The organism is Pseudodesulfovibrio sp. (genome assembly GCF_028692895.1).
Lineage (GTDB): Bacteria > Desulfobacterota > Desulfovibrionia > Desulfovibrionales > Desulfovibrionaceae > Pseudodesulfovibrio.
In genome coordinates this window covers 5,491-32,344 of sequence record NZ_JAQUWN010000020.1, presented here as the reverse complement: position 1 = coordinate 32,344, position 26,854 = coordinate 5,491, and the positions used below count along the sequence as shown (strand labels likewise).

Genomic DNA, 26,854 nt, shown 5'->3' with positions numbered 1-26,854 from the left:
GCCGTGGCGGACGGCTGCCTGGTGGTCCTGGGGCTGGACCCCGGCTCGCGGGTCACGGGCTACGGCGTTGTTCGCGAGCTTTCGGGCCGCGCCGAGCTGGTGGACACGGGCACCATCCGCACTCCTCTCAACCGGTCCATGGCCGCCCGCATGGGCGTCATCTTCGAGCGGCTCACCGAGCTCATCGAGGCCCATGGACCGGTGGAGGCCGCCATCGAGAACGTCTTCGTCTCGCGCAACCCCTCGTCCGCCCTCAAGCTGGGGCAGGCGAGGGGGGCGGCCATGGCCGCCTGCGCCGTGCGCGGACTGCCCGTGGCCGAATACGAACCATCCAAGGTGAAGAAGAACCTGGTCGGCGTGGGCAGCGCGCCCAAGGACCAGGTCGCCTTCATGGTCGCCCACTGCCTGGGCATCAAGAAACCCTCCTGGGCCGAGGACGCCTCAGACGCCCTGGCCGTGGCCATCTGCCACCTGAACGAGCGGCGTATGCGCAAGCTCACCGGCGCCTCCTAGGCACGAGGCCCTCCCCGTGGAATCCCTGTTCCTCAAGTCCCTCCCCTTCGCCAAGGTCCTGCTCTCCTTCGGGCTCATGCTGGTCGGGATGCGGCTGCGCGCCGGGCTTGGCCTGTCCATCCTGGCTGGCGGCCTGCTCATGGCCCTGCTCTTCGGCCTCGGCCCCATGGAATTCGTCAGGACCGGGGCTCTGGCCGTGACCCAGGAGAAGTTTCTCTACCTCGTGGCCATCGTGGGGCTCATCCTGATCCTGTCCGACGCCATGGAGCGGTCCGGCCAGTCGCGTCGGCTCATGGACGGGCTGTCCGGCTACCTGACCAGCCCCCGGCTGCGCCTGGTCTTCTTCCCGGCCCTGATCGGGCTCCTGCCCATGCCGGGCGGGGCCGTTTTCTCCGCGCCCATGGTCAAGTCCGTGTCCGCGGACATGCGCATCACCAATGCGGACCGGGCCGTGCTCAACTACTGGTTCCGCCATGTCTGGGAGCTGTGCTGGCCGCTCTATCCCGGCATCATCCTGACCGTGGCCCTGGCCGACATCCAGATCATCGACCTGATCTCGCGCACCTGGCCCGCCACGCCGATCATGCTGCTCACGGGCTGGTTCTTCTTCCTGCGCCCCGGCGTGCTGAGCGCGGGCGACCTGGCCCTCGACATCCCGCCCGCGCCGCGCAACCCGAGGGTGGTCCTGCGCGAGGGGCTGCCGCTGCTCATCGCCATCGCCGGGGCCATCGGCCTGGAGACGACCATCGCCGCCTTCCTGCCCGGCCTGGATTTCGAGTGGGGCGTTATCGCGGCCCTGCTGCTCAGCGTGGTCTGCGTCATGGCCCAGAACACCTCGCTCGGGCTGCCGTTCCTGCGGGCCGTGCTCTCCAAGAGGAGCCTGTGGGCCATGGTCTTCGTCATCGTGGCCATCTTCGTCTTCAAGGACGTCATGCAGGCAGCGAACGTGGTGGAGGCGATGTCCCGCGCGGCGGGCGGCGACGCGGCGCTCATCGCGTCGGCCACCTTCCTGCCGTTCCTGGTGGGCATGGTGGCGGGCATCAACGTGGCCTTCGTGGGTGCGACCTTCCCGCTCATGCTCGGCGTGCTGCACAACCTGGGCATGCAGGACCAGGTCGTTCCCTACCTGGTGCTGGCCCAGTTCTGCGGCTTCATCGGGGTCATGATTTCGCCCATCCACATCTGTTTCATCCTGACCTGCCAGTATTTCGGGTGCGACCTGGCCCCGACCTGGCGCAAGGTGGTCGCCCCCTGCCTGATCTGCCTGGCCGCCGGCGTGGGAATCTTTCTCTTCCTGCGCTAAGGGCGCGGATTTTGCGCGCAGCCGTGACGGACCGCTTGCGGCCCGGCGCGGTTTTTTGTATGGGAATTAATTCCTTCCGGAACGGTAGGTATTTGCACCCCGAGGAGACGCGAATGGCCAAGTACGCAGAGAAATTCACCGAGGAAACCCTGGCCGCCCTGTTCCCGGCCGAGCGCACGGACCAGTTCTTCGAGGCGCTCTTCGGCGACGCCGAGGAGGGCAGCTACGACATCGCCCTGCGCTACCGCGACGACGACGGCGAGGCCATCGACTTCGAGCTGGAGCTGATCCAGCGGCCGGGCCGGTGTCTGGCCTGCAACCTGACCTACGGGCTGCCCACGGTGTTTTCCCGCCATCCGATCATCGACCTGGCCGGTCTGGCCGAGAGGCTAGCGGCCGTGGTCGGCCGCGCGGCCGGTTCCTGGTCCGTCGGGGCCACGCATGAGGTGAACCGCACCACCCACGCCATTCCGCTCGTCATCGAACTGGCGTAACAGACTGTTTAAAAACGGCGATCTGCGTCGTTAAGTGAATTGTAGGCGAGTCTTCGAGCCGTACAAGATCTTATGACCCGGTTATGCTGCAAAAAAGTTCAAACCCTCGCGTGCAGGAAGTACGCTTCGGCCTTGAACTTTTTTTGCGCCTAGCATCTCGCCATTTTTAGGCAGTCTGTGTTTTGGATTTTGCCAATGGGTTGGTAACGCTTCCAAAAAACATGGAAACCGCTTCCCCGGACGGGGGAGCGAGAGGCTCAGCCCACCTGTCCCGTCGAGGCGGCGATGGCCTTTTCCACGGCCTCGGCGATGGCGTCGGGCGGGTCGGCCATGCCTTCCTCCAGCATCCCGATCTGGAGGTTCAGCTCGCGCTGGACGGGCACGGCCAGGGGGTTGAAGTACTGCTTCCACAGGGCCACGGCTTTTTCCGCCCGGTCCAGGCGGACCAGGGTCAGGCCGAGGTAGAGCAGGGCGTCGCGGTAGTCGCGCCGGATGCGCAGGGCGCGTTCGAATTCGAGCTTGGCCTGGAGGTGCTTGCCGAGCCGGTAGAGGCAGACGCCGAGCCGGTAGCGCAGGTCGGCGTCGTTCTTGTCCGCCTCCATGCACTCCATGTATTTTCCGCGGGCCGCGTCCCACTCCTCGTCGACGTACAGGGCGTTGGCCGCCTTCATGGCGTCCACGGTGGAGGCCGTGGCTGCCACCGGGCCGTCCGGGTTTTCGTTCCGAATGCGGCGCACCGCGCCGAACAGGAAGTTGCGGCGGGACTTGTCGATTTCCTTCTTGGCCATGCGATCCTCCGGGGCGCAAGGATACCTGTTTTCCCGTCCGGGTCAACTTATTGCCTTTTCAGGGAGTTCATGGGACTGTGCCCCCATGGCGAGTCCCCTTTGCGGCTGGACCGGCAGGGTCCTGCATGTCGACCTTTCCACGGGCGAAGCTGCCGTGTTCCATCCCTCTCCAAGGGTCTACGCCCGTCTCCTCGGCGGCCGGGGGGTGGCGGGGCACTACCTGCGCGCCCACTGCACCCTGGACTGGGACGATCCCGACCTGCCCCTCTGCTTCTTCACCGGGCCGCTGACCGGCACGGCCGCTCCCGCGTCCAGCCGGGGCGTCCTGCTGACCCGTTCGCCGCTGACCTCGGCGGTCAGCGACTGCTCCGTGGGCGGCGGCCTGGCCGTCCGGCTCAAGCGTGCGGGCTGGGACGGCCTGATCGTCACCGGCAAGAGCGACGTTCCCTGCGGCATCGAGATAGCGGACGACGACGTCCGGGTGGTGGAGACCGGTCTGTGGGGCGAGACCACGGACGCGGTCTTCGACCGGCTGTCCGGGCCCGGGACCTCGGTGGCGGCCGTGGGTCCGGCGGCGGAGAACGGCTCCCCCCTGGCCAGCGTGGTGGTGGACCGCTTTCACGCCGCCCTGCGCGGCGGCCCCGGCCTGGCCTGGGCGGCCCGGCGGCTCAAGTATGTTTCGGTGCGCGGGACCGGCGCGGTCCGCGTGCGCGACGAGGGGGCGCTCGCGGCCGCCTGCGAGGCCATCCGGCGGCTCGCGGCCGCCTCGCCCGTGCTCATGGGGCGGCACGGCTTCGCCAGCCGGGGCACGGGCGCGCTCTACGACCTGATGGATTCGCGGCGCATGATGCCTACGGACAATTTTCGCGCCACCAGATTTTCGGCCGCGCCCCGGCTCAACGCCGAGGCCTACCGCCGGGCGTACCGGCCCGAGCCCTTCGGCTGCGAGGGGTGCCACATCCGCTGCAAGCTGCGCGCGGCGGACGGCCGGGCCATCCCGGACTACGACGCCATGGCCCATTTCAGCGCGCTCATCGGCAACGACGACCCGGAGCTGGTCATGAGCGCCACGGCGCTCTGCGGCCGCCTCGGGCTGGACCCGATATCGGCGGCCTCGGCCATGGCCTGCCGCCGCGAGCTGACCGGCGAGCCGTGCGACGGCCGCACCGTGCCGCTGGCCCTGCACGACATGGCGCACGGCGGCCCGCTCTCCGGCGGTTCCCTGGACTTCGCCGAGTCCTGCGACCGGCCGGAGCTGTCCATGTCGGTCAAGGGACTGGACCTGCCCGCCTACGACCCGCGCGGGGCCTACGGCATGGCGCTGGCCTTCGCCGTGAACACGCGGGGCGGCTGCCACCAGCACGCCAACCCCCTGAGCCACGAGGTTCTGCGCAAGCCCGTGGCCACGGACCGGTTCACCTTCAGCGGCAAGGCCCGCATCCTCAAGATCGCCGAGGACCAGAACGCGGCCGCCGACTCCCTGGGCGTCTGCCGCCTGATTTTCCTGGCCGCCGGGCTGGAGGAGTACGCCCGCGCCTACACGGCCGTGACCGGCCTGGAGGCCTCGGGCGGGGAGCTCCAAGCCCTGGGCGAGCGCATCTGCTACCAGGAGCGGATCATGAATTCCCTCAACGGGTTCGGCGACTGCGAGGACGACCTGCCCCCGCGTTTCTTCTCCGAGCCCGGCGCCTCGGGCGGCGGCGTCGAGATGCCGCCCCTGGACCGCGAGGCCTTCCTGGCCGCCCGGGCCCGCTATTACCGGGTGCGCGGCCTGGACGAATCGGGTCGGCCCACGCCGGAAACGGCCGGACGGCTGGACCTGGAGTTGGAACCGTGAAGGACCTCTGCGCCAAATACGCCCGCAAGCTGGAGGAGCAGGGAGTGTGCGCGCCCGGCGAGCCCCTGGTGGGCGGGCTGGACGACGTCCTGGTCTGGAACCGCGAGGACCCGCGCACGGCCGAGCTGGCCCGGCTCTTCGACCGCCTCTCCATCAACTCCCTGGTCTTCGCCCGGCCCGCCGAGCCTTACACCTCGATCATCGACTTCCTGGCCGCCCGCAATCCCGAGGCCATCCGGCCCGAGGACACCGAGACCCGCACCTTCCTGCACGACATCCCGGTCTGCCGCGAGTTCTCGGCCGAGGCCCTGGCCGGTCCCCTGGCCCGGCGCAAGTCCGTCATCATCCCCGGCCACGGCGTCATCGCGCCCGGCACGGTCAGCCCGGAGCAGGGGTTCGTCTTTTTTTCGTCCACGCTCTTCTCCTGCTTCGTCCTCTTTTTTTCCGACTACCTGGCCGCGCTCCGGCGGGGCGCGGTGGACGACGAATTCCGTCGGGTCTTCGAACGGGTCGCGGCCGGGTTGCCGTCCCTGCGCACCGAGCCGCCCGACCTGGCCGACGGGCCCTTCGCGGACGAGGACGCGGTGGTGGCGGCCATGGCCGAGGCCGGGCGGGCCGTGGTCGGCTACGGGCTGGTGGACTCCTTTTTCGGCAACATCTCCTGCCGGGCGGGCGACGTGGTCCACATCAGCCAGACCGGCAGCTCCCTGGACGAGTTGGAGGGGTGCATCGACCCCTGCCCGCTGGACGGGTCCACCACCCACGGCCTGACCGCCTCGTCCGAGCTCTCGGCCCACGAGGGCGTGTACCGCAGCGCGGACGTCGCCTGCATTCTGCACGGCCACCCCAGGTTTTCCGTGATCCTGTCCATGGACTGCGCGCGGGCGGACTGCCCGAACCGGGGGCGCTGCCACGTGGCCTGCGCCGAGTGCCGGACCGTGGAGGGCGTGCCCGTGGTGCCGGGCGAGGTGGGCACCGGCCCCACCGGATTGTGCAACACCCTGCCGCCCGCCGTGGCCGCCTCGGGCGTCGCCGTGGTCCACGGGCACGGCGTCTTCGCCTCGGGCCGCCGGGACTTCAACGAGCCGTTTTCCCGCCTGCTCGGCTTCGAGAACCGCTGCCGCGAGCTGTACTTCGAGCGCGTCGCCGACCTGTCACGCTGACGACGGGCCCGGCGCGTTGCCTTTCGCGCCTTCCGGTCCTATCTTCTTTCTTCCGGCAATGCGGCCGGACGTTCAACCGCAACCGACATCGAGGTGCGCATCATGATTACCGCCAAGAGCAACCCGGCCGACTACCTGACAGAATTCACCGACGGCTCGCACACGGGCGTGTGCGACGCCCCGTCCCGACTGGGCGGCGGGGACGCCGGGTTCACCCCCTATTCCCTGCTGGAGGCCTCCCTGGCCGCCTGCCTTAACATGACCCTGCGCGTCTACGCCAAGAACCACGGCATCGCCCTTGGCGACGTGGAGACCTCCGTGACCCTGGTCCCGGACGGGGAGGGCCACCTCTTTCAATACCGGGTCAAGCTGCCCGAGGGGCTGGACTCCCAGGTGGAAAAGCGATTGCTGGCCGCGCTGAAGGGCTGCCCCGTCCACGGCATCCTGAGCAAGCCCCTGGCCTTTGAACGGCAAGAAAACTAGACCCGCGGCGGCGGTCCGGGCGATTCGTCCGGGCCGGCCGCCCCGACCCGCAACTCCATCCGTACCGCCCCGCCGTCGGCCGCCCGGTCGGCCACCCCGGCCCGGGGCGCGCCATCCATGAACAGCACCAAACACTTTCTCCGCGACACCTGGCGCCTGGCCAAGCCCTACTGGTTCTCCGAGGACCGCTGGCGCGGCCGGGGCCTCCTTTTCGTCATCGTCTCCATGAGCCTGGGACTGGTCTACATCAACGTCCTGCTCAACAAGTGGAACAACGCCTTCTACGACACCCTGCAGAATCGCGACTGGCCGGGTTTCGTCCACCAACTGGGCGTGTTCTGCATCCTGGCCTTCGTCTACATCGCCGTGGCCGTGTACCAGCTCTACCTCCAGCAGATGCTCCAAATCCGCTGGCGGCGCTGGCTGACCGAGCGCTACCTGGAGCGCTGGCTGGGCGGCCGGGCCTATTACATGCTCCAGATGCACGGCGGCGAGACCGACAACCCGGACCAGCGCATCGCCGACGACATCGACGGCTTCGTGAGCCAGACCCTGTCGTTGACACTGGGCTTCCTGGAGTCCGCCGTCACCCTGGTCTCCTTTGTCGGCATCCTCTGGGGGCTGTCCGGCGCCATCTCCTTCTCCCTGGCCGGGGTGGGAGTGACCGTGCCCGGCTACATGGTCTGGATCGCCCTCGTCTACGCCGCCGTGGGCAGTTGGCTGACCATGCGGGTGGGCCGCCCGCTCATCGGCCTGAACTTCGCCCAGCAGCGCTACGAGGCGGACTTCCGCTTCAGCCTGGTCCGCTTCCGCGAGAACGTGGAGGGCGTGGCCCTGTACGGCGGCGAGAAGGACGAGGCCAAGATATTCGGCAGCCGCTTCGCCCACGTGGTGGACAACTGGTGGGCCATCATGAAGCGCCGGAAGCGGCTGGCCTGGCTGACCAACGGCTATGCCCAGGTGGCCATCATCTTCCCCATCCTGGCCGCCGCGCCGCGCTATTTCTCCGGGGCCATGCAACTGGGCGGGCTGATGCAGACCGCCTCGGCCTTCGGCCAGGTCCAGGGCGCGCTGAGCTGGTTCGTGGACGCCTACACCGAACTCGCCTCCTGGCGGGCCACCGTGGAACGGCTGACCGGCTTCACCCGCGACATCGAGGCCGCCCACCGCGTCCGGGCGGGCGAGGGGCCCGCGCGCGGCGAGAACGGCGACAACGCCCTGCGCGTCGAGAACCTCTCCCTGGACCTGCCCGACGGCGCGCCCCTGCTGCGCGGGGTGAACCTGGACCTGCGGCCGGGCGAGCGGCTGCTGGTCAGCGGCCCCTCGGGCGCGGGCAAGAGCACGCTCTTCCGGGCCATCGCCGGGCTCTGGCCCTACGGCGGCGGCTCGATCCTCCTGCCGTCCGGCGGGCGGACTCTCTTCCTGCCCCAGAAGCCGTACCTGCCGGTGGGCGACCTGCGCACCGTGCTCGGCTACCCCGCGCCCCCCGGCGGCTTCTCCGACGACGAACTGCGCGCGGCCCTGGCAGACTGCGGCCTGGCCCGCCTGGCCGACCGGCTGGACGACGCCAGCTACTGGGCCCAGCGGCTCTCGCCCGGCGAGCAGCAGCGGCTGGCCTTCGCCCGGATGCTTCTGCAAAAGCCGGACTGGCTGTTCATGGACGAGTCCACCTCCGCCCTGGACGAGGCGGGCGAGGCCGAGCTCTACGCCCTGTTGCGGGAGCGGCTGCCGGACACGGCCGTCATCAGTGTGGGGCACCGTTCGTCGCTCATGCCGTTCCATGAGCGACGGATCACCGTGGCCGAATACGCGCCCGCGCGGTAGGGCGGGAGAGGGGCGGAAGGGGCGTCGGCTAGAGGACGCCGAGCAGTTGCAGGCCGTCGCGGAACAGGAGCAGGGCCAGGACGCACAGGGCCAGGCCGAGGAGCCGGGTGACCGTGCGGTGGACCGGGCCGCCCAGGAAGGCGCGCGAGCGGCCGACCAGCAGGGCGGTGGCGATCTTCGCGCCCACCAGGGCCACGTAGAAGGCGGCCAGGAACAGGACCAGGGCGGCGGTGCCTTGGCTCAGGGCCCGGTTCATGAGCGAACTGCCCACGGTCATCCAGAAGAGATAGGGGTGGGGGCTCAGGAGGTTGACCAGGATGCCCTTGCGCAGGGACCTGGGGGCCTGGGCCTGGACCTGCGCCTCCGCCGGCCTGGGAAAGAGCGAGCCGAGCCCCATGGACAGGATGAACGCGCCGCCGAGCAGGGCCACGGCCCCGAGCACGGGCTGGTGGTCGGCCAGGCGGGTCAGCAGGAACAGGGTGACCGCGATGATGGGCAGGTCGGTGAAGAGCGGGGACAGGGCCACGCGGACGCCGCCGCCAACGCCGTGGCGCAGGGTCTCGGAGATGACCAGGGCCAGCAGCGGGCCGGGCGAGAGCCCGGCGGACAGGCCGAGGACCATGCCCAGGGTGAGGAATTCCGTCATGGGATCGGCGGCCCGGCCGGCCGGGAGCTAGGCGTTGCCCTTGGGCTTGTCCTGGTTGGTCTTCTGGGCGATCTTGGCCATCTGGGCGCGCAGGTAGTTGGCGGCCAGGTCGCCCATGTCGTCGCCCGGAGCGCGCAGTCCCTGGGCGCGCAGGTCCTCGTCGATCTGTTTTTCCATGCGCGCGGACTCCAGGAACATTATGTAGGCCAGGACCAGGGCGGCGTTGTTCTCGTCCGCGCCGTCGCAGAGCAGCTCGATGTTTTTCGCGTCCACGGTCTCCATGAGCCGGTCCACGAACATGGTCACCCACTTTTCGTAGAGCTCGCCCATGATCGGCGGGATGAGCTCGGCCACGCGCTCGCCCGCGTTGCCCGCCGTGCCGGTGACGGACATGAATTCGGCCAGGGCCTCCCGGCGCTTGGCCTCGTCCTGGGCCTCGATCTTTTGCATGATGACGGAGAATATGTGGGTGCGGATGGCGGTGGGCTCCATGGGTCGGCTCCTGCGGGTTCGGGATTTCGGCGCGCTGCGGCGCGGGCAAAAGTGTAGCCCAATGCGCCCGCCGGGGCAAGGCCGGGCGGCCGGACCGGGGGGCGGGGGCGCAAACAAACTTTTGTCATTGCGGGCGAAGTAGGCTACTTACAGGCGAACCAGCAAAAGGACGTTGCACTCATGATCGAATACCTGCGAGGCACGCTCGTTTCGGCCGACGACAAGCGGCTCGTGCTGCTCACGCCCGGCGGCGTGGGCTACGCCGTGTCCGCGCCCACCTCGGTCCTGGCCCGCCTGCCCGGCAAGGGCGGGGAGGTGGCGCTTCACGTCCACACCCAGGTGGCCGAGAAGTCCATCGACCTGTTCGGCTTTTTGGATAGCGACGATTTGGCCCTGTTCCGGACCCTCATCTCCATCGACAAGCTCGGGCCCAAGAAGGCCCTGGCCATCCTCTCGCTCTACGACGCTGGCCACCTGCGCGAGATCGTCTTTCGCGAGGATGCGGACATGCTCGCCCGCGTGCCGGGCATCGGGCCCAAGTCGGCCAAGCAGATTCTCTGGCATCTCAAGGACATGGTGAACAAGCTGGGGGCGGCCATGCCGTCGGGCCAGGCGGCCGACGCGCCCCAGGGCCCGCATTCCGAGTACCTGGACGCCCTTGCGGGCCTCAAGGGGCTGGGATACGCTGAGGAAGAGGTCCGGCCCCTGATCCTCGACGTTTTCGACGCGGAGCCCGACCTCGACGCCGCCGGAGCCATCCGGGCGGTGCTCAAGAAAATCAACGCGATGCGCTCATGAGCAACTGCACACTTCCCGAGGAAAACGTCCGCCCCCGGCGGCTTGCCGACTTCATCGGCCAGGACGATTTGCGCGCCAACCTGGACGTCTTCATCCGCGCGGCCAACGAGCGGGCCCGGCCCCTGGACCACACCCTTTTCTACGGCAACCCCGGCCTGGGCAAGACCACGCTGGCCCGGATCATGGCCAGCGAGCTCGGGGTGAACATGGTATCCACCTCCGGCCCGGTCATGGAGCGGTCCGGCGACCTGGCCGCCATCCTGACCAACCTGGAGCGCGGCGACATCCTGTTCATCGACGAGATCCACCGGATGCCCGCCACCGTCGAGGAGGTCCTGTACCCGGCCATGGAGGACTTCCAGATAGACCTGGTCATCGGCTCCGGCCCCGGCGCGCGGACGGTGAAGCTCGACCTGGAGCCCTTCACCCTGGTGGGGGCCACCACGCGGCTCGGGCTGCTGACCTCGCCCCTGCGCGACCGGTTCGGCTGCATCTTCCGCATCGAATTCTATTCGCCCGAGGAACTGGGCCTGATCGTGGAGCGCTCGGCGGCCATCCTGGGCGTCAGGGTGGAGCCCGAGGGGGCCCTGGTCATCGGCCGCAGGGCGCGCGGCACTCCGCGCATCGCCAACCGGCTGCTGCGGCGCGTGCGCGACTACGCCCTGGTCCACGGCGACGGCACCGTGACCCGCGAGATCGCCGAGTCCTCCCTGGAGCGGCTCGACGTGGATCGCCACGGGCTGGACAACATGGACCGCAAGATTCTCTCCCTGGTGGTGGAGACCTTCGGCGGCGGGCCGGTGGGGCTCAAGACCATCGCCGCGGCCTGCGCCGAGGAGGTCCGGACCATCGAGGACATCTACGAGCCGTACCTCATCCAGTGCGGGTTCCTGAAGCGCACGCCGCGCGGCCGCGTGGCCACGGCCAAGGCGTACCAGCACCTCAAGCTTCGGATGGAAGACGACCGGCTTCCGCTGCTCTAGCGCCGTTTCAGCTTGAAATTCAGTTCGTTGCGGTCCTTGCGCACGAAAATGTTGCTCCTGGCCGGGAGAAACACTCCCAGTTCCGGGCCCACGACCTGGATCAGGTATTCGTCCGTGGGCAGTTTTCCCGCCATGTAGATGCCCCGGCTGTCCGTGAGCACGGAGCGGGAGGCGTAGCTGGACAGCCCGGTGACCGTGACCTGCGCGCCGACCACGGGCTGGCCGTCGCAACTGACGGTGCCGAAGAGGAGGTGGGTGCCCTCGCGGGCCACGGCGTCGGCGGCGAGGAGCAGGGCCAGGAGCAGGACCGGGAGCAGGGCCAGGGAGATTTTCTTGGGCATGGTATCCTCCGGCGGGATGGGTTGGCCCGAGCCTACCTTGTTTGCCCGGCCAGGGGAAGGGGCGGCCGCTTGCGGGTTTTAGCAGGCTCCCGGGAAGCGGCGATCTGCGGCGTTGCTGCGAATAGTTCGAGCCCGCACGCACGGGAGTACGCTTCGGGGTTGAACTTTTTGGGGCGTCTTGCATCCGCCGTTTTTTTGAACAGTATGCCCTTTTCCTTTTTCCGATGGCTTGCTAGGCTGGCGGAAATTCGCAATACGGAGGAACTCCATGGACAAGTGGGAATGCCCCTGCGGCTACGTGTACGACCCGGCGGAAGGCGACCCGGACAACAACATTCCGGTGGGAACGCCCTTCGAGGACCTGCCCGACGACTGGGTCTGCCCCAAGTGCGGCGCGGAAAAGGAATACTTCGAGAAAATCTAGGCCGGACCGGCCGAAACGGAAAGCCCCCGGCGACGGGGGCTTTTCTCATGCAGGGGAGGCGGGCGCGGCGTTACAGGCCGGAGTATGCGGTCTCCCGGTCCCGCTCGCGCCGGCGTTCGCACCACCACCAGGCCGTCAGTCCGGCCGCCAGCCAGACGGCCGCGCCGGTCAGGCCCGAGCCGCCGCCCAGGACCGGGTTCACGCTCGGAAAGAGCCAGGGCCAGATGCCGTAGCCCTGGGCGTTGACCGCGCCGTGGATGAACCCGGCCAGCAGCACGGAGCGGAAGTGGAGCGTCATTTCCCCCAGGAAGACGCCGAAGGCCGTGCACAGCACGCACATCATGGCCACGCCCGCCACTGGATGGCCGGGATAGTCGAACCCGGCCAGGATGAGCGGGGCGTGCCACAGCCCCCAGAGCACGCCCAGGAGCAGGTAGGCCCTGCCCTTGCCCAGGTGGAGCAGACGGGGCAGCAGGAAGCCGCGCCAGCCCAGCTCCTCGCCCAGGCCGAAGCCGAAGTTGACCAGCGGCCCCACCAGGGCGGACATGGGCAGCATGACCTTGAAGACGTCGTCCGAGGTCAGGCCCTGCGCGCCGGTGGCCGTGGTCAGGGTGGCGAGGGTCGGGTCCGGCGCGCCCAGGCCCAGGAGCCAGGTCAGGCCGTACATGGCCGCGAAGAGCAGCGGGGCGAGCGGGAGCATCAGCACCCAGGGGCCGGCCGAGCCGAAGCGCAGCAACAGGTCCTCGCGCAGCTCGCGCCAGGACCGCTTTTCCACGAATTTGACCGCGACCAGGGCGGCCAGGCCGGGAATCCACATCTCGGCCAGCAGCCACAGTGTCGGGCCGGTGCGCAGCACGGGGTCGTCGAAGCGCAGGCCGCCCGCGATGAGTACGGCCTCCAGGCCGAAGGTGGCGGCGAAGGTCAGGCCGAGGAAGATGGCCACGGAGCGGGTGTTCTGGGTCTGCGTCATGGGCGCACGGTACCCGAGGCGGCGGATTCCGTCCACCGCCGGGGGCCGAAAGGGAGCGGGAACGGGGGCGGGATCAGAGCGCGTCCACGCGCAGGGGGGCGCCCTTCTCCGGGGCCAGGCGCAGGGAGAGGGCGTCCTTGGAGCAGGCCTCGACGCAGACGCCGCAGCCCATGCACCGCTTCTCGCGGATCACGGCGTGCCGGTCGCGGAAACCGATGGCCTTGAACTGGCACTTCTGGGCGCAGACGCCGCAGGAGGTGCACTTTTCCTCGTCCACCACGGCCAGGTAGCCGGAGGAGCAGAGCATGGTCGCGCCCATGCGCTGGGCCCGCATGGCCCCGCAGCAGCAGGAGCAGCAGTTGCAGATGGCGTAGAACCGGCCGAGCATGACGTCCTTGAAGAAGGCGTGGGCCACATGGCCGCGCGCGTTCTCCGCCTTCAGGATGCGCACGGCCTCGTCCGGGCCGATCTCGCGCGACTTGTCCGGGTGGTGCTCCAGCATGAACGAGGCGATGGGGTCGCCGATGATCAGGCAGACGTCCAGCGGCCGGCACGGGTTCTTCATGCCCGAGCGGCAGGGACAGTCGATGACCACGATGCGGGCCGGGTTGGCCAGCACGATCTCCCGGGCGCGGGTGAAGGGCAGGACCTGCTCGGAGACCTCGGTGTTCACCGCCCGGCCGATCTTGACCAGCTTGGCGGCCTCGGACAGCGGCAGGGGTTTGCCGTGGTAGGTGTCGCCCCAGACCGGCTTCTTCTGATCCGGGTCGCCCAGCCGGTTTTCGGGCGTGGACTTGAACGGGGTCACATGGTTGACCAGGACCACCAGCGGGGCGAAAAGCCAGCGCCACCATGGGTCCTTGTCCCCGGCCAGGCCGATGTAGTGGTAGCACCAGCGGCCGTAGACGTAGCCGTGGAGGAACTGGAGGAGCGACATGCCGCGCGCGCGGCAGACCCGGTAATAGTCGGCGGTGGATTGCTTGACGAAGGGAAGCTTCATGGCGGTGGCGGGTTTCGGTTCGTCTCCTGCATAAAAATGTACCGGGCGGCGGCGGAAAGTCAATGGACTTTCGATTCACCCCGTGGCATTTCGCGAGGGTCGATCAAGGGAAGGCCATGTTCAAGATCATCCTCTACGGCGCTCTCGCCAGCCTGTTTTTCAGCTCCACTTTCGTCCTCAACCGGGCCATGAGCCTGACGGGCGGCCACTGGGTGTGGTCGGCCAGTCTGCGCTATTTCTGGATGCTCGCCTTCCTGCTCCTGTGGCTGGCGGCCACGGGCAAGGGACGGCTCCTGGCCGACACGCTGCGCCTGTTCCGCCGCCACATCTGGTTTTGGACCGTGGCCGGGAGCATCGGGTTCGGCGTGTTCTACGCCCTGCTGACCTTCGCCTCGGACTACACGCCCGGCTGGGTGGTGGCGGCCACCTGGCAGTTGACCATCCTGGCCGCGCCGCTGGTCCTTCTCGGGTTCGGGCGGCGGGTGCCGCTCAGGGCCATAGCCCTGACCCTGGTCATCTTCGTCGGAGTGGTGCTGGTCAACGTGGAGCAGGCGTCGGCGGGCGATCTGGCGACCACGCTCCGGGGCGCGCTGCCCGTGCTGGTGGCGGCCTTCGCCTATCCCCTGGGCAACCAGATGGTCTGGGAGGCGCGCCAGGGCGAGCACCGGCTCATCCCGCGCATCGACCATCCTGCCATGGACGACGCCTTCTGCCGGGTCCTGCTTCTGACCCTGGGGTCGCTGCCGCTCTGGATCGTGCTCATCCTCGCCGTCCAACCGCCGCCGCCCCCGGCCGGGCAACTGGCGCAGACCGCCATCGTGGCCGCCTGCTCCGGCGTCATCGCCACCTCGCTCTTCCTCCACGCCCGTCACCGGGCGCGGACCTCGGCCGAGCTGGCCGCCGCGGACTGCACCCAGTCCATGGAGGTGGTCTTCTCCCTGGCCGGGGAGGCGATCCTGCTCGGCCACGTCCTGCCCGGCCCGCTGGGCTGGACCGGCATGGCCCTGACCATGCTCGGGCTGATGCTCTACGTGCGGATGCAGACGCGCGGCTGACGGGCGCGGTGGTCAAAGGGGGCGTCGGAAAAGGGCCAGGCGGGCCGCCTTCACTCCCCGGCGGCGGGCTCCTGCGGCATGTGGTCCAGCAGTACCTGGGCCATGAACCGCTGCGAGTAGTAGAACGAAAAGAACTTCATCATCATCTGCAGGGTGAACCGCCGCATCACGCCCTGCCGCCGCAGCGCCTCCAGCTTCCCGTTGGCCTCGTCCAGGGCCAGGGAGAGCCGGCTTCCGTCCGGGACCTCGCCCTTGCCGATGGCCTCCAGCGCGTTTTGGAGGGCCGAGGTCAGCGCGCGCAGCTCCGCCCCCATGATGATCTCGTAGTGTTCTTCCTGGGGATCGTTCAGGGAGTGGAGCATGGAGCGCAGGTGCGGCATGCAGCTCTCCAGGATGTGCATCTGGAAATCGAGGGAGCTGGTGTCGTCGCGGTAGATCAGCCGCTCGTGGTGGAGGACGCCCCGGTAGAGGTCCCGGTTGGCGGCCATGTCCTTTTCGACCTGGTCGAGCAGGTCCGGCGGCACGGACGACTGGAGATTGAGGAAGCCCTCGATCAGTTCCCCGTAGATGACGGCCATGGCCGAGAACTGGCGTTGCAGGCTCAGGCGCAGGGCCTGGCCCGCGCGCTGGGGCCACAGGGTGACGCTGACCAGGAAGGCGCAGGTCACGCCCAGGGCGATCTCCTGGACCCGCTCCATCCCGTACATAAGCCTGCCGGGCTCGCCCAGGCTGGCCAGGAACACGATGGTGGTGGTGATGGCCGCCATCTTGTAGCGGGCGTTGTACCGGGTCATGTAGGCGCAAAAGGCGATGGACAGGAACTGGGCCACCAGGGTCATGGGCTGGTTGTCCGGGAAGACCAGGATGGCGATGGCCGCGATGGCCGCGCCCACGGCCGTTCCCGAGAACCGGTACCAGCACATCCGGATGGAGTCGGCCACGGACATCTGCATGACGATGACCGCCGACAGGGAGGCCCAGTAGGCGAAGGGAAAATGCAGCCATTCGGCGATGACGTAGGCCAGCACGGAGGCCAGGCCGGTCTTGACGCCGTGCCGGATGTGGGATTTTGTGGAATTGAAGTCGATCTGTCGCATGGTGGTTTCCGCCGTGGCTTTTGCCGCCATTCGCGCGGCTTGGCAAGGGAAAATATGCGGTCCCAGCGGTCCGGAATCGGGGCCGGGCCCGTCGCGTGGCGGCGGGAGGCCCGGGGCGGCTACGCCGTCTCGGGCATGTGGTGGAGGTGGGCCCTGGCGAAGCCGAGGGTGACCTCCGTGCCCGGCGCAAGCCGGCCGCCCAGGACCAGGTGGTGGTCCACCGTGGCGGTGATCGGTTCCCCTGCGCACAGCACCGACGCGGTCCAGGTGAACCCCTCGCGCTCCAGCCGCTCCACGCGCCCTCGCAGCACGCACCAGTCGGCCGGGAAATCCGATTCCGCGCCCACGATGACGTCCTCGGGCCGCACGGCGGCATAGCCCCTGGCCCAGTGCGGCAGGTCCGGCAGGCCGTCGAACCGGCATCCGGCAAAGGCGCAGCCCGCGCCCTCGTAGGTGGCCGGGAGGATGTTGGTCATGCCGGTGAAGGCTGCCACGAAGGGCGTGGCCGGGCGGCGGAAGATGTTGGTCACGGAGTCCTCCTGCTGGAGGACGCCGCCCTTGATGACAGCGGCCCGCTCGGCCAGGGTCAGGGCGTCCACGAAGTCGTGGGTGACCATGAGGAAGGTGGCCCCGGTGTTGGCGTGCGCTTCCTTCAAGGTGCGCCGGAGCTCGCCCCGGAACTGCGGGTCCAGGGAGGAGAGGGGCTCGTCCAGGAGGATGACGTCCGGACGGCAGGCCAGGGCGCGGGCCAGGGCCACGCGCTGCTTCTCGCCGCCGCTCAGCCGGGCGGGGCGGCGCTTCTCCTGGGAGCCGAGGCCCAGCAGGTCGAGCAGGGCGAGTGCCTCCCGTTTCCCCTCGTCGGCCGGGATGCCGTGGTAGCGTTGGCCGTACATGACGTTTTGCAACACGGTCAGGTGCGGGAACAGGGCGTGGTCCTGGTAGACCAGGCTGACGTTGCGCTGCTCGGGCGGGAGCCCGGTGACGTCCCGGCCGCCGATATCCACCCGGCCGCCGTCCAGGCGGGTCAGCCCCGCCACGGTCTCCAGGACCAGGGTCTTGCCCGAGCCGGTGGCCCCCATGAGCGCGAAGAACTCGCCGGGGCGGACGTGCAGGCTGACATGGTCCAGGGTGAAGCCGGGCAGGTCCATGTACAGGTCGGTCAGGCGGATCATTCCTTCTCCTTGGGCAGCGAGAGGGTGCGCAGGAGCAGGAAGAAGAGCATGGAGACCAGGATCAGGATCACGGCCACGGGCTGGGAGAACTTGAGGCCGTAGGCGGTGAACCGCTCGTACATCAGCACCGGCGCGATCATGGGGTGGTAGGCCACGATGATGATGGCCCCGAATTCGCTGATGGCCCTCGCCATGCACATTATCATCCCCACCAGCATGTAGCGCCAGCACAGCGGCAGGGTGATGCGGAAAAAGGTGGCCCCGGCCCCGGCCCCCAGGGAGCGGGAGACCTTCTCCAGTCTCGTCGGGATGGACTCGATGCCGGACTTGGCCGCGTTGATGTAGAAGGGCATGCCCACGAAGACGAGCACGGTGACGATGCCGGTCCGGGTGCCCATGAACTCGATGCCCATGGACTGGAGCGCCTGGCCGAACCAGATTCGCGGGCTGGTCAGGCTGAGCAGGGCGATGCCCACCACCGGGTGGGGAATCATGATCGGCAGGTCCACCAGGCTCTCCACCAGCTTCTTGCCGGGAAAGGCGTTGCGCGCCAGGATGTAGGCCAGCGGGGTTCCGAAGAGGAAGGCGATGCCCGCCGCCGTGGCCGCCGTGGTCATGGAGAGCCATACCGAGTCGAGGACTTCCTTGTCCGCCAGGGTTTTCCGCAGGACCTCCCAGGTGGGGGCCGTGAGCATGGTGGCCAGCGGCAGGGCGATGAACACCAGGACCAGCAGCGCGGACAGGGCCATCCAGGCGTGAAAGATGCGGCCGGGGAGGCCCCGCGGCAGGGCGGGGCCTCCCGGTTTTGTCGTCGAACGGTTCACGCGCCTACTTCACGGTCGCCAGGGGCTTCAGGCAGGGGGGCAGCTTCTCCATGCCCGCCGCGGTGGTCTCCACCGGCACGAAGGGGGGCTGGCCCATGTCCTTCAGGGTCTTGAGGCCGCCCTCGGGGTTGAAGAGATACTGCAGGAACGCCTTGGCCGCCTCGGGGTTCGGGGCCTTGTCGATCATGGTCACGCCGTAGGTGATGGACTTGCCCACGCGCTCGATGAAGCTGCCGGGCTCCTTGCCGGTGACCTGCACCTTGGCGGACGCGTAGTAGGGCTCCAGGGAGAGGTCGCTCAGGTTGATGTGCTTGTCGAGGACCACGTACTTGAGGCCGTGCTGCACGGCCACGGACAGGTATTCCCAGGCGTAGTCCATGTGCCCGGCCTGGAGCAGGGAGATGAGCTCCACGGACTTGGGCCGGACGTTCTTCTCGGGCCGGTTGGCCAGCAGGGCGGCGTTCAGGCCGGGCTTGCCGTAGAACTTCTCGGCCAGTTGCAGGACCATGAGCGAGCGGTAGCCGCAGGGGTCGAGGTTGGGATCGGAATGGCCCCAGACCACGTCCTTCTTCTGAAGGATCTCATACCAGTTGTCCGCGTTGATCTTGTCGGCGTACCTGGACTTTTCCGTGTAGCACAGGACCATCTGGTTGGAGGCGAAGCGGACGTTGAAGGATGCGAATTGCGGGATGAGATTCTTGTCGATGACCACGTAGTCGGCCGAGGCCATGATGTCGGCGGGCTTCCCCACCTCCGAGATCAGCCGGGCCATCTTGGTGGAGCCGCCCGCTTCGCGCAGGACGTCCACCTTGGGGTACATTTTTTCAAAATCCTTTTCGATCTGGGCAAAGGGAACGGACAGGCTTCCGGCGTGGAAGACGATCAGTTTCCCGGACGGTTCGGCCAGGGCGACGGACGCCGCCAGGGTCAGGGTCAGCGTCAGCGCAAGGACGCGGAGAAGGGTGCGGATGTGTGCCATTTGATTCCTCCTTCATGGCATGGACATGCGAAAGGTTGCAGTGTGGAATTATGTTCAACGGAGCACGTTTCGTCAATAGCTCACTGATTTTACATTGAAAACGCCAATGTGAACGAGTGTACATATGAATAGTGAACTAATTCAACGGGTCCGGTCCTCCTGCGCGGGGCAGAGCCCGAGGCCGGGGCGGGGGGGGGACGAAAAAAAAGGGATGCGCCGCAGCGCATCCCCCGGGGATATTGATGACAGGGCCGGCTAGTCGACCTTTTTCTTCTTGCCTTCCAGCCGGTGGCGGACCAGCGAGGAGAGCTCGGACTTGCGCAGGCGGATGGACAGGGGGGTGACTTCCACCTCCTCGTCGTCCTTGATGAAGTTGATGGCGTATTCCAGGGTCATGGGCTTGACCGGGGTCAGGGTCACGGCCTCGTCCTTGCCCGAGGCGCGCATGTTGGTCAGCTTCTTTTCCTTGGCCGGGTTGATGTTGATGTCGTTCTCCCGGTTGTGCTCGCCGACGATCATGCCTTCATAGATGGGGTCGCCGGGCACGATGAACATGCGGCCGCGCGGCTCCAGGTTGAAGATGCCGTAGGCCACGCCCTTGCCCGAGCGGTCGGCCACCAGGGAGCCGGTGTGGCGGGAGACGAAGTCGCCCCGGTATTCGCCGTAGCCCTCCAGGTAGGAGTTCATGATGCCGGTGCCCTTGGTGTCGGTCAGGAACTCGTCGCGGTAGCCGATGAGCGAGCGGGACGGCACGGAGAACTCCAGGCGGACGCGGCCGGTGCCGTGGTTGACCATGTTGGTCATGCGGCCCTTGCGGATCTGGATCTTCTCGGTGACGACGCCCATGTAGGCCTCGTCGCAGTCGATGAAGAGGTGCTCGATGGGCTCCATCTTCTGGCCGTCCTGCACCTTCATGATGACCTCCGGGCGGCCAACGGAAAGCTCGAAGCCCTCGCGGCGCATCTGCTCCACCAGGATGGCCATCTGGAACTCGCCGCGTCCCTTGACCAGGAAGGCGTCGCGGCTCTCGGTCTGTTCCACCTGGATGGACACGTTGAGCAGGATTTCCTTCTGGAGGCGCTCGCGGATCTTGTTGGACTGGACCAGCTTGCCCTCCTGGCCCGCCAGCGGGGAGGTGTTGATGCCGAAGCGCATGGACACGGTGGGCTCGTCCACGGTGATGCGCGGCAGGCGGCTCGGGGCGTCCTTGGTGCAGATGGTGTCGCCGATGTGCACGTCCTCGATGCCCGCGATGACGATGATGTCGCCGGGCTCGCAGGTCTCGGTGGGCACCACCTTGAGGCCGTCGTAGGTCTGGAGCTTGGTGACCTTGAGCGGCACGTCGCGGCCTTCGGCGGCCAGGCAGACGAGCTGGTCGTTGGACTGGGCCGTGCCGTGGTGCACCTTGCCGATGGCCAGGCGGCCCAGGTAGTCGGAGTAGGAGAGGTCGGAGACGAGCATCTGGAAGGGCTCATCGGTGTCGTGGGCCGGGCCGGGCACCTTGTCGAGGATCATGTCGAGGAGGATGTGCAGGTTCTCGCCGCGCTCCTCGGCGGTCTTCATGGCGATGCCGTCGCGGCCGATGGCGTAGAGCAGGGGGAAGTCGAGCTGCTCCTCGCTGGCGTCCAGGTCGATGAACAGGTCGTAGATTTCGTTGAGGACCTCGGCCGGGCGGGCGTCCTGGCGGTCGACCTTGTTGATGACCACCATCAGGGCCAGGCCGCGCTCCAGGGCCTTCTTGAGGACGAAACGGGTCTGGGGCAGGGGGCCTTCGGACGCGTCCACCAGCAGGATGGCTCCGTCGGCCATGGACAGGGACCGCTCGACCTCGCCGCCGAAGTCGGCGTGGCCGGGGGTGTCGATGATGTTGATCTTGACGCCCTTCCAGGTGACCGAGCAGTTCTTGGCGGCGATGGTGATGCCGCGCTCGCGCTCCAGGTCCATGGAGTCCATGACCCGGTCGTTCACTTCCTGGCCTTCGCGGAAGGTGCCGGACTGCCTGAACATGCCGTCCACCAGGGTGGTCTTGCCGTGGTCAACGTGGGCTATAATGGCTATATTGCGGAGCTTCTCGTTGATGACTTTGTTGCTCATGGTTTTCCCCGTAGATAATGTAATGGGCGCGGTTGCGCAGGGAGTGGGGGTAACCGAAAGTGTGCCGGGACGCAAGCGGAGAATGCGTGACGTCGCAAATCCCGATTCAAATTCGTCGATTTTTGGGCTAGGACGTTCTCACCGACGCGCGACCGCTGCAACAATGGAGTCACCTCATGTCCGCCGATACGCCTCCCGCCTCAAAGATCGTGTCCACCGCCCTGGTTCTCACCGGCTACATGGTTGGGGCGGGCATCCTGGCCCTGCCCGTCAATCTCGGACCGTCCGGCTTCATCCCGGCCCTGTGCGGGGCCGTGGCCGTCTGGTTCGTCATGACCTGCACGGGGCTTATCATCTCCCGCCAGCCCTTTCTTGTCCAGAACGAGAACGCGGACATGCCCTCGCTCTTCGAATCCGTGCTGGGCAAGGCCGGGAAATGGTTCAGCGTGGCGGCCAACCTGCTCATCCTCTACGGCCTGCTCACGGCCTACCTGGCCGGAGTCTCCACCGTGGCCGTGCAGTCCTTCCACGTCCCGCTGCCCGAGTGGGGCGTGTTGATAATCTATTTCTGCGTCATCACGCTGCTGACCAGCCTGGGTGACGCGGTTCTCAGGCGGGGCAACGCCATCCTCATGGTCGCCATGTGGGTGCTCTTCGCCCTCCTGCTGGTGCTTGTCGTGCCCCATTTCGAGGGCGTGGACCCGGGGGGGATGGATATGTCTTTCTTCACCTCCGGCCTGCCCATCCTGGTGGTCGCCTTCAACTTCCACAACGTGGTGCCCACGCTCTGCCACAGCCTGAACAACGACCGGGCGGCCATCAACAAGGCCATCTGGCTCGGCTCGGGCATCGGGTTCCTCATGACCGTGAGCTGGACCATCGCCGTTCTTCTGACCCTGCCCGTGGAGTCTTCCTCGGGCGTGGACATCATCCACGCCTTCAACGCCGGGTTGCCCGCAACCGTGCCGCTCAACCGGCTCATCCACTCCAGGGTCTTCGTCAACGTGTCCATCGCCTTTTCGGTGGTGGCCATGTCCACATCCTACATGGGCACGGGCGCGGGGCTGATGAGCTTCATCCGCGACGTGTCCGGCGAGCGGCTGCGCAGCCGCTGCGCCGTCTGGCTGCTCTCCTTCATGCCGCCGCTCCTCGTGGGCGTGCTCTATCCCAACGGCTTCCTTGGCGCCCTGAACGTGGTGGGCGGCCTTGGCATCGGCACCCTGTTCGGCATCCTGCCGGGAGTCCTGCTCATCAAGCAGGGCGCGCCGGGGTCGCGCAGGCGTTTCCTGGGCTGGCTCATCGTGGCCTTCTTCACGGTGGTCCTGCTGGTGGAGTGCGGACAGGAGCTGGGCATGCTGAAGATCAGCCCGGACGTGGAGTACTGGTCCCATCATTCCTACAACTTCGTGGAGTAATTCATGGAATATCGCATCGAACACGACAGCCTGGGCGACGTGCAGGTCCCGGCGGACGCCTATTACGGCGTCCAGACCCAGCGCGCCCGGGACAACTTCCACATCACCGGCATCCCCATGGCCCACTACCCGAGGCTCATCGAGGCCTTGGCCTACGTCAAGCAGGCCGCGGCCGAGGCCAACGCTTCCCTGGGGCTGCTGGAGGAGGGCAAGTGCCGGGCCATCTGCCGGGCCTGCGAGGACCTGCTGGCCGGGCGGCTGCACGACCAGTTCGTGGTGGACGTCATCCAGGGCGGGGCGGGAACTTCGGCCAACATGAACGCCAACGAGGTCATCTGCAACCGCGCCTTGGAGCTCATGGGCCACGGACGGGGGGAATACCGGCACCTGCATCCCCTGAACGACGTCAACATGTCCCAGTCCACCAACGACGTGTACCCGTCCTCCCTGCGCATCGCCCTGATCCTGGAGCTGAGGGAGCTGATGGACGCCATGCGCCACCTGCAGAAGTCCTTCGCCAGGAAGGGAGAGGAGTTCGCGGACGTGCTCAAGATGGGCCGGACCCAGCTCCAGGACGCCGTGCCCATGACGCTGGGGCAGGAGTTCACGGCCTGGTCCGTGACCATCGGCGAGGACGTCCAGCGCGTGGACGAGGCCGAGGACCTGGTCTACGAGATCAACATGGGCGCCACGGCCATCGGCACCGGGCTCAACTGCCATCCTGACTACACCCGCACGGTCACCGAAAAGCTGGTGGCCCTGACCACCCTGAACCTCAAGACCTCGCCGGACCTGGTGGAGGCCACACAGGACACCGGGGCCTACGTCCAGCTCTCGGGCGTGCTCAAGCGCGTGGCCGTGAAGCTCTCCAAGATCTGCAACGATCTGCGGCTGCTCTCCAGCGGTCCTCGCTGCGGATTGAACGAGATCAACCTGCCGCCCATGCAACCGGGCTCGTCCATCATGCCGGGCAAGGTCAACCCGGTCATTCCCGAGGTGGTCAACCAGGTGGCCTTCGCCGTCATCGGCCACGACGTCACGGTGTCCATGGCCTGCGAGGCCGGGCAGTTGGAGCTCAACGTCATGGAGCCGGTGGTGGGATATTCCCTGTTCCAGTCCATCAACATGCTGCGCCGGGGGTGCCTGACCCTGGCTGACAAGTGCGTGTCCGGCATCACGGCCAACCGCGAGCGCTGCCGCGAGCTGGTGGAGCACTCCATCGGCCTGGTCACGGCGCTCAATCCGCACATCGGCTACGACCGGGCCGCCGAGATCGCCAAGGAGGCGCTGAGGACCGGAGGGTCCGTCTACGCCATCGTGCTGGAGAAGGGCTACCTGACCCGCGAGGAGCTCGACGACATCCTCAAGCCGGAGAACATGGTCCGGCCGAGGTACATCTGCCGCAAGTGATCCGGAAAATCCGGCTTATTGGTAATGATTGAGGATGGCGGCCAGTCTGCCATCCTTTTTCATTGCGGCCAGCTCCTCGTTGAACCGGGCCACGAAGGACGCCCACTTGTCGCCGCCGGTGAAGGCGAAGCGGCAGGGCGCGCCGTCCACGGGGTTGCGGTCCAGGACCACGTCCCCGGGCGCGATGTCGTCCCGGTTGCGCAGGACCCACTTGGCCACCGTGGGGTTGACCACGGCGCATTCTATCGTGCCGCGCATGAGCAGGAGGAGCAGCTCCTCCACACTCGCCGCCCGGACCGCGGTGAACGCTCCGGCGTCCACGAGTTCGGCGAGCTTCGGATACTTGAAGCCCCGCACCAGCCCGACGGTCCGGCCCTTCAGGTCCGCAGGGGCGCGATAGGCCACGGGCGCGCCCTTGGGCGAGGCCACGACGTCCGTGGACAGGAAGACCGGGTCGGTCCAGAGGTAGCGCTCCGGGCCGGAGACCCATTCCTTCGCCTTGGGCGCGGCGTCGGCCCGGCCCTGGCGCACGAGCATCAGCCCCTCGCGCTCGGCGCGGGGCTCCACCCGGCAGTCGTACCCGGCCGCCTTGGCCGCGGTGCGGAAGACCTCCAGCAGGATGCCGTCTCGCCCGGCCTGCTTCGGCGCGGGGATGACGAAGGGGGCCCACCCCTCGGGCGGGACGGTCAGGACCACGGTCCCGTTCCCGGCCCGGACGGGCGTTGCGGGGAGCAGGCAGGCCACGGCGGCCAGCAGCGGGATCAGAAACGAAATCGAGATATTGCGGATGGTGTGCACGGCGGTTCTCCTCACGGGAGAACATAACACGGCCGTCCCCGGAAGGGAATGGGCCGGGAAAGGGGCCCGCCGAGCTCGCCCGCACAGTCCGGCCGCGCGATATTTGTCGGAATCGCGGGTTGCCCCTTGCCATTTGTCGTGACTTTCACTAGGTTTTCTTGAGATAGTCGACAAGGCTTCGCCGCAACCCCGAGGAGCGTCATGCGCCGACTGATCGCGCTGCTGGCCGGGCTGGCCATCCTGATGCTTGCCGGATGCGGGTCCATGAACCCGCTCCGCAGCCATGTCTATTCCACGCCGCCGAGCGGCTCCTCCACCCGCGACGCCCCGTCGCGCTACACCGGCAGCGCGGACGCCAAGACCAGGCCCTACACCGTGCTCGGCCGGACCTACTATCCCCTCCAGACCGCCGCGGGCTACGACGAGGTGGGCATGGCCTCCTGGTACGGCAGCGACTTTCACGGCAAGCCAACGGCCAACGGCCAGACCTACGACATGTACGGCGTCTCGGCCGCGCACAAGACCCTGCCCCTGGGCACCCGCGTCCGGGTGACCCATCTGGGCAGCAACCGCAGCGTGGTCCTGGTGGTCAATGATCGCGGCCCGTTCGTGTCCGGCCGGATTCTCGACCTTTCCTATGGCGCGGCCCGGCAGCTCGGCATGCTCGACGAGGGCGTGGCCAAGGTGCGCATCTCGGCCATCGGCGCCACGGTCGCGCCCGACACCATGACGGCCTCGGCCTCCCGGTCCGTGCCCAGGGCGGAGCCCTCGGGCAAGCTCTATTCCGTGCGCGTGGGGGCCTTCTCCGTGCGCGCCAACGCGGAGCGCACCCAGCGCCGCCTGGTCTCGGACGGCTACACCGGCGCGACCATCCTCATCGAGAACCGGGACGGCCTGACCCTGCACATCGTGGTGGCGGGCAGCTTCCCGAGCCGCGACAAGGCCGAGCGCGTCCAGCAGCGCCTCAAGCGGGCGTTCCCCACCTGCTACATCGTCAGCTAGGCGACGGATAAGGGCGGTCAGGGCCTTCCCAGCGCCGGGGCGAGTCCCTGCACATTCCCGTTGCGCCCATTCGGGCGGGCGGAGCCGATTTCCTGGTGGCTGCGAAAGGGCCGTGGCCCGGCAAAGGCAAGCGCAAGGCGCGAGAAAAGGGCGCGGCCGACGCGTATCCCGATAGGCGAGGGTGCGCCCCTCTTTTCCTTCTCTTCCTCCCCGCCGCGCGCCCGCGCGAGACCCTGAAGCAGTAGGCGCGGGCAAGCGCAAGGCGCAAGAAAAGGGCGCGGCCGACGCGTATCTCAATACGCGAGGGTGCGCCCCTCTTTTTCTTCTCTTCCTCCCCGCCGCGCGCCCGCGCGAGACCCTGAAGCAGTAGGCGTGGGCAAGCGCAAGGCGCAAGAAAAGGGCGCGGCCGACGCGTATCTCAATACGCGAGGGTGCGCCCCTCTTTTTCTTCTCTTCCTCCCCGCCGCGCGCCCGCGCGAGCCCCTGAAGCAGTAGGCGCGGGCAAGCGCAAGGCGCAAGAAAAGGGCGCGGCCGACGCGTATCCCGATAGGCGAGGGTGCGCCCCTCTTTTTCTTCTCTTCCTCCCCGCCGCGCGCCCGCGCGAGACCCTGAAGCAGTAGGCGTGGGCAAGCGCAAGGCCCGAGAAAAGGGCGCGGCCGACGCGTATCTCAATACGCGAGGGTGCGCCCCTCTTTTTCTTCTCTTCCTCCCCGCCGCGCGCCCGCGCGAGACCCTGAAGCTGTAGGCGTGGGCAAGCGCAAGGCGCAAGAAAAGGGCGCGGCCGACGCGTATCTCAATACGCGAGGGTGCGCCCCTCTTTTTCTTCTCTTCCTCCCCGCCGCGCGCCCGCGCGAGACCCTGAAGCAGTAGGCGTGGGCAAGCGCAAGGCGCAAGAAAAGGGCGCGGCCGACGCGTATCTCAATACGCGAGGGTGCGCCCTTTTCGCAGC

General features: G+C 67.8%; 26 protein-coding genes. 14 read left to right on the top strand and 12 right to left on the bottom strand.

Annotated features, from left to right (window positions below; translation table 11 throughout):
• Positions 1-3 precede the first annotated feature (3 nt).
• The 3 genes from ruvC to PHP91_RS07025 all read left to right on the top strand — a co-directional run bounded on the left by ruvC (position 4) and on the right by PHP91_RS07025 (position 2,310).
• Entirely contained in the window at positions 4-513 is a 510-nt protein-coding gene (gene ruvC, locus PHP91_RS07035; protein WP_300138934.1) for a crossover junction endodeoxyribonuclease RuvC, read from the top strand.
• 16 nt (positions 514-529) lie between these two features.
• Positions 530-1,816: a DUF401 family protein gene (locus PHP91_RS07030; RefSeq protein ID WP_300138931.1), complete on the top strand. Its 1,287-nt coding sequence runs from the start codon at positions 530-532 to the stop codon at positions 1,814-1,816.
• 113 nt (positions 1,817-1,929) lie between these two features.
• The gene (locus PHP91_RS07025) at positions 1,930-2,310 is read left to right on the top strand and encodes a pancreas/duodenum homeobox protein 1 (protein WP_300138928.1); all 381 of its coding nucleotides are present in this window, start codon (positions 1,930-1,932) and stop codon (positions 2,308-2,310) included.
• 257 nt (positions 2,311-2,567) lie between these two features.
• On the opposite strand, the gene PHP91_RS07020 is transcribed toward PHP91_RS07025, so the two are convergent.
• Positions 2,568-3,098 (bottom strand): tetratricopeptide repeat protein, encoded by a 531-nt coding sequence (locus PHP91_RS07020; RefSeq protein WP_300138925.1) that lies wholly within the window; start codon positions 3,096-3,098, stop codon positions 2,568-2,570.
• Positions 3,099-3,183: 85 nt separating this feature from the next.
• On the opposite strand from PHP91_RS07020, the gene PHP91_RS07015 reads away from it, so the two are divergent.
• The 4 genes from PHP91_RS07015 (at position 3,184) to PHP91_RS07000 (ending at position 8,405) form a co-directional block, all read left to right on the top strand.
• Entirely contained in the window at positions 3,184-4,935 is a 1,752-nt protein-coding gene (locus PHP91_RS07015; protein ID WP_300138922.1) for an aldehyde ferredoxin oxidoreductase C-terminal domain-containing protein, read from the top strand.
• On the top strand, positions 4,932-6,098 hold the full coding sequence (locus PHP91_RS07010) for a class II aldolase/adducin family protein (protein WP_300138919.1): 1,167 nt from the start codon (positions 4,932-4,934) through the stop codon (positions 6,096-6,098). Before PHP91_RS07015 ends, PHP91_RS07010 begins: the two co-directional genes overlap by 4 nt.
• A gap of 102 nt (positions 6,099-6,200) precedes the next feature.
• The gene (locus PHP91_RS07005; protein ID WP_300138917.1) at positions 6,201-6,581 is read left to right on the top strand and encodes an OsmC family protein; all 381 of its coding nucleotides are present in this window, start codon (positions 6,201-6,203) and stop codon (positions 6,579-6,581) included.
• 117 nt (positions 6,582-6,698) lie between these two features.
• Positions 6,699-8,405, top strand: coding sequence for an ABC transporter ATP-binding protein/permease (locus PHP91_RS07000; protein WP_300138914.1), 1,707 nt, complete (start codon positions 6,699-6,701; stop codon positions 8,403-8,405).
• Positions 8,406-8,433: 28 nt separating this feature from the next.
• Here PHP91_RS07000 and PHP91_RS06995 read toward each other — a convergent pair whose 3' ends face one another.
• Together PHP91_RS06995 and PHP91_RS06990 are read right to left on the bottom strand one after the other, a co-directional pair.
• Entirely contained in the window at positions 8,434-9,051 is a 618-nt protein-coding gene (locus tag PHP91_RS06995) for a LysE family transporter (protein ID WP_300138911.1), read from the bottom strand.
• Between the two features lie 27 nt (positions 9,052-9,078).
• On the bottom strand, positions 9,079-9,543 hold the full coding sequence (locus PHP91_RS06990) for a hypothetical protein (RefSeq protein ID WP_300138909.1): 465 nt from the start codon (positions 9,541-9,543) through the stop codon (positions 9,079-9,081).
• 180 nt (positions 9,544-9,723) lie between these two features.
• Here PHP91_RS06990 and ruvA point away from each other — a divergent pair, with 180 nt between their 5' ends.
• Positions 9,724-10,341 (top strand): Holliday junction branch migration protein RuvA, encoded by a 618-nt coding sequence (gene ruvA / locus PHP91_RS06985; protein ID WP_300138906.1) that lies wholly within the window; start codon positions 9,724-9,726, stop codon positions 10,339-10,341.
• Positions 10,338-11,324: a Holliday junction branch migration DNA helicase RuvB gene (gene ruvB, locus PHP91_RS06980; protein WP_300138903.1), complete on the top strand. Its 987-nt coding sequence runs from the start codon at positions 10,338-10,340 to the stop codon at positions 11,322-11,324. Before ruvA ends, ruvB begins: the two co-directional genes overlap by 4 nt.
• On the opposite strand, the gene PHP91_RS06975 is transcribed toward ruvB, so the two are convergent.
• A complete protein-coding gene (locus PHP91_RS06975; RefSeq protein ID WP_300138900.1) occupies positions 11,321-11,665 on the bottom strand; it encodes a carboxypeptidase-like regulatory domain-containing protein in 345 nt (114 codons plus the stop codon). The two genes, ruvB and PHP91_RS06975, sit on opposite strands and share 4 nt — an antisense overlap.
• Before the next feature lie 268 nt (positions 11,666-11,933).
• Here PHP91_RS06975 and PHP91_RS06970 point away from each other — a divergent pair, with 268 nt between their 5' ends.
• The gene (locus tag PHP91_RS06970) at positions 11,934-12,089 is read left to right on the top strand and encodes a rubredoxin (protein ID WP_300138897.1); all 156 of its coding nucleotides are present in this window, start codon (positions 11,934-11,936) and stop codon (positions 12,087-12,089) included.
• Positions 12,090-12,159: 70 nt separating this feature from the next.
• Here PHP91_RS06970 and PHP91_RS06965 read toward each other — a convergent pair whose 3' ends face one another.
• On the bottom strand, positions 12,160-13,059 hold the full coding sequence (locus PHP91_RS06965; protein ID WP_300138894.1) for a CPBP family glutamic-type intramembrane protease: 900 nt from the start codon (positions 13,057-13,059) through the stop codon (positions 12,160-12,162).
• Between the two features lie 73 nt (positions 13,060-13,132).
• Complete coding sequence (locus PHP91_RS06960) at positions 13,133-14,059, bottom strand: 4Fe-4S binding protein (RefSeq protein ID WP_300138891.1); 927 nt, start codon at positions 14,057-14,059, stop codon at positions 13,133-13,135.
• A gap of 116 nt (positions 14,060-14,175) precedes the next feature.
• Between PHP91_RS06960 and PHP91_RS06955 the strand changes: the two genes are divergently transcribed.
• Positions 14,176-15,114, top strand: a complete 939-nt coding sequence (locus PHP91_RS06955; RefSeq protein ID WP_300138889.1) for a multidrug resistance efflux transporter family protein — start codon at positions 14,176-14,178, stop codon at positions 15,112-15,114.
• A gap of 50 nt (positions 15,115-15,164) precedes the next feature.
• Here PHP91_RS06955 and PHP91_RS06950 read toward each other — a convergent pair whose 3' ends face one another.
• From PHP91_RS06950 to typA, 5 genes are all read right to left on the bottom strand, one after another.
• Positions 15,165-16,211 carry an FUSC family protein gene (locus tag PHP91_RS06950; RefSeq protein WP_300138886.1) on the bottom strand — a complete coding sequence of 349 codons (1,047 nt, stop codon included), beginning with the start codon at positions 16,209-16,211 and terminating at the stop codon, positions 15,165-15,167.
• 119 nt (positions 16,212-16,330) lie between these two features.
• On the bottom strand, positions 16,331-17,383 hold the full coding sequence (locus PHP91_RS06945; RefSeq protein ID WP_300138884.1) for an ABC transporter ATP-binding protein: 1,053 nt from the start codon (positions 17,381-17,383) through the stop codon (positions 16,331-16,333).
• On the bottom strand, positions 17,380-18,207 hold the full coding sequence (locus PHP91_RS06940; RefSeq protein WP_300138882.1) for an ABC transporter permease: 828 nt from the start codon (positions 18,205-18,207) through the stop codon (positions 17,380-17,382). Before PHP91_RS06940 ends, PHP91_RS06945 begins: the two co-directional genes overlap by 4 nt.
• A gap of 4 nt (positions 18,208-18,211) precedes the next feature.
• Complete coding sequence (gene wtpA, locus PHP91_RS06935; RefSeq protein ID WP_300138880.1) at positions 18,212-19,186, bottom strand: tungstate ABC transporter substrate-binding protein WtpA; 975 nt, start codon at positions 19,184-19,186, stop codon at positions 18,212-18,214.
• Positions 19,187-19,441: 255 nt separating this feature from the next.
• Positions 19,442-21,280 (bottom strand): translational GTPase TypA, encoded by a 1,839-nt coding sequence (gene typA, locus PHP91_RS06930; protein WP_300138878.1) that lies wholly within the window; start codon positions 21,278-21,280, stop codon positions 19,442-19,444.
• Between the two features lie 176 nt (positions 21,281-21,456).
• On the opposite strand from typA, the gene PHP91_RS06925 reads away from it, so the two are divergent.
• Together PHP91_RS06925 and aspA are read left to right on the top strand one after the other, a co-directional pair.
• Positions 21,457-22,695: an aromatic amino acid transport family protein gene (locus PHP91_RS06925; protein ID WP_300138875.1), complete on the top strand. Its 1,239-nt coding sequence runs from the start codon at positions 21,457-21,459 to the stop codon at positions 22,693-22,695.
• 3 nt (positions 22,696-22,698) lie between these two features.
• Positions 22,699-24,105, top strand: coding sequence for an aspartate ammonia-lyase (gene aspA, locus PHP91_RS06920; RefSeq protein WP_300138872.1), 1,407 nt, complete (start codon positions 22,699-22,701; stop codon positions 24,103-24,105).
• Positions 24,106-24,120: 15 nt separating this feature from the next.
• On the opposite strand, the gene PHP91_RS06915 is transcribed toward aspA, so the two are convergent.
• Positions 24,121-24,903 (bottom strand): transporter substrate-binding domain-containing protein, encoded by a 783-nt coding sequence (locus PHP91_RS06915; protein ID WP_300138869.1) that lies wholly within the window; start codon positions 24,901-24,903, stop codon positions 24,121-24,123.
• A 201-nt stretch (positions 24,904-25,104) separates the two neighbouring features.
• On the opposite strand from PHP91_RS06915, the gene PHP91_RS06910 reads away from it, so the two are divergent.
• Positions 25,105-25,905, top strand: coding sequence for a septal ring lytic transglycosylase RlpA family protein (locus PHP91_RS06910; protein WP_300138866.1), 801 nt, complete (start codon positions 25,105-25,107; stop codon positions 25,903-25,905).
• The last annotated feature ends 949 nt before the right edge of the window (positions 25,906-26,854 follow it).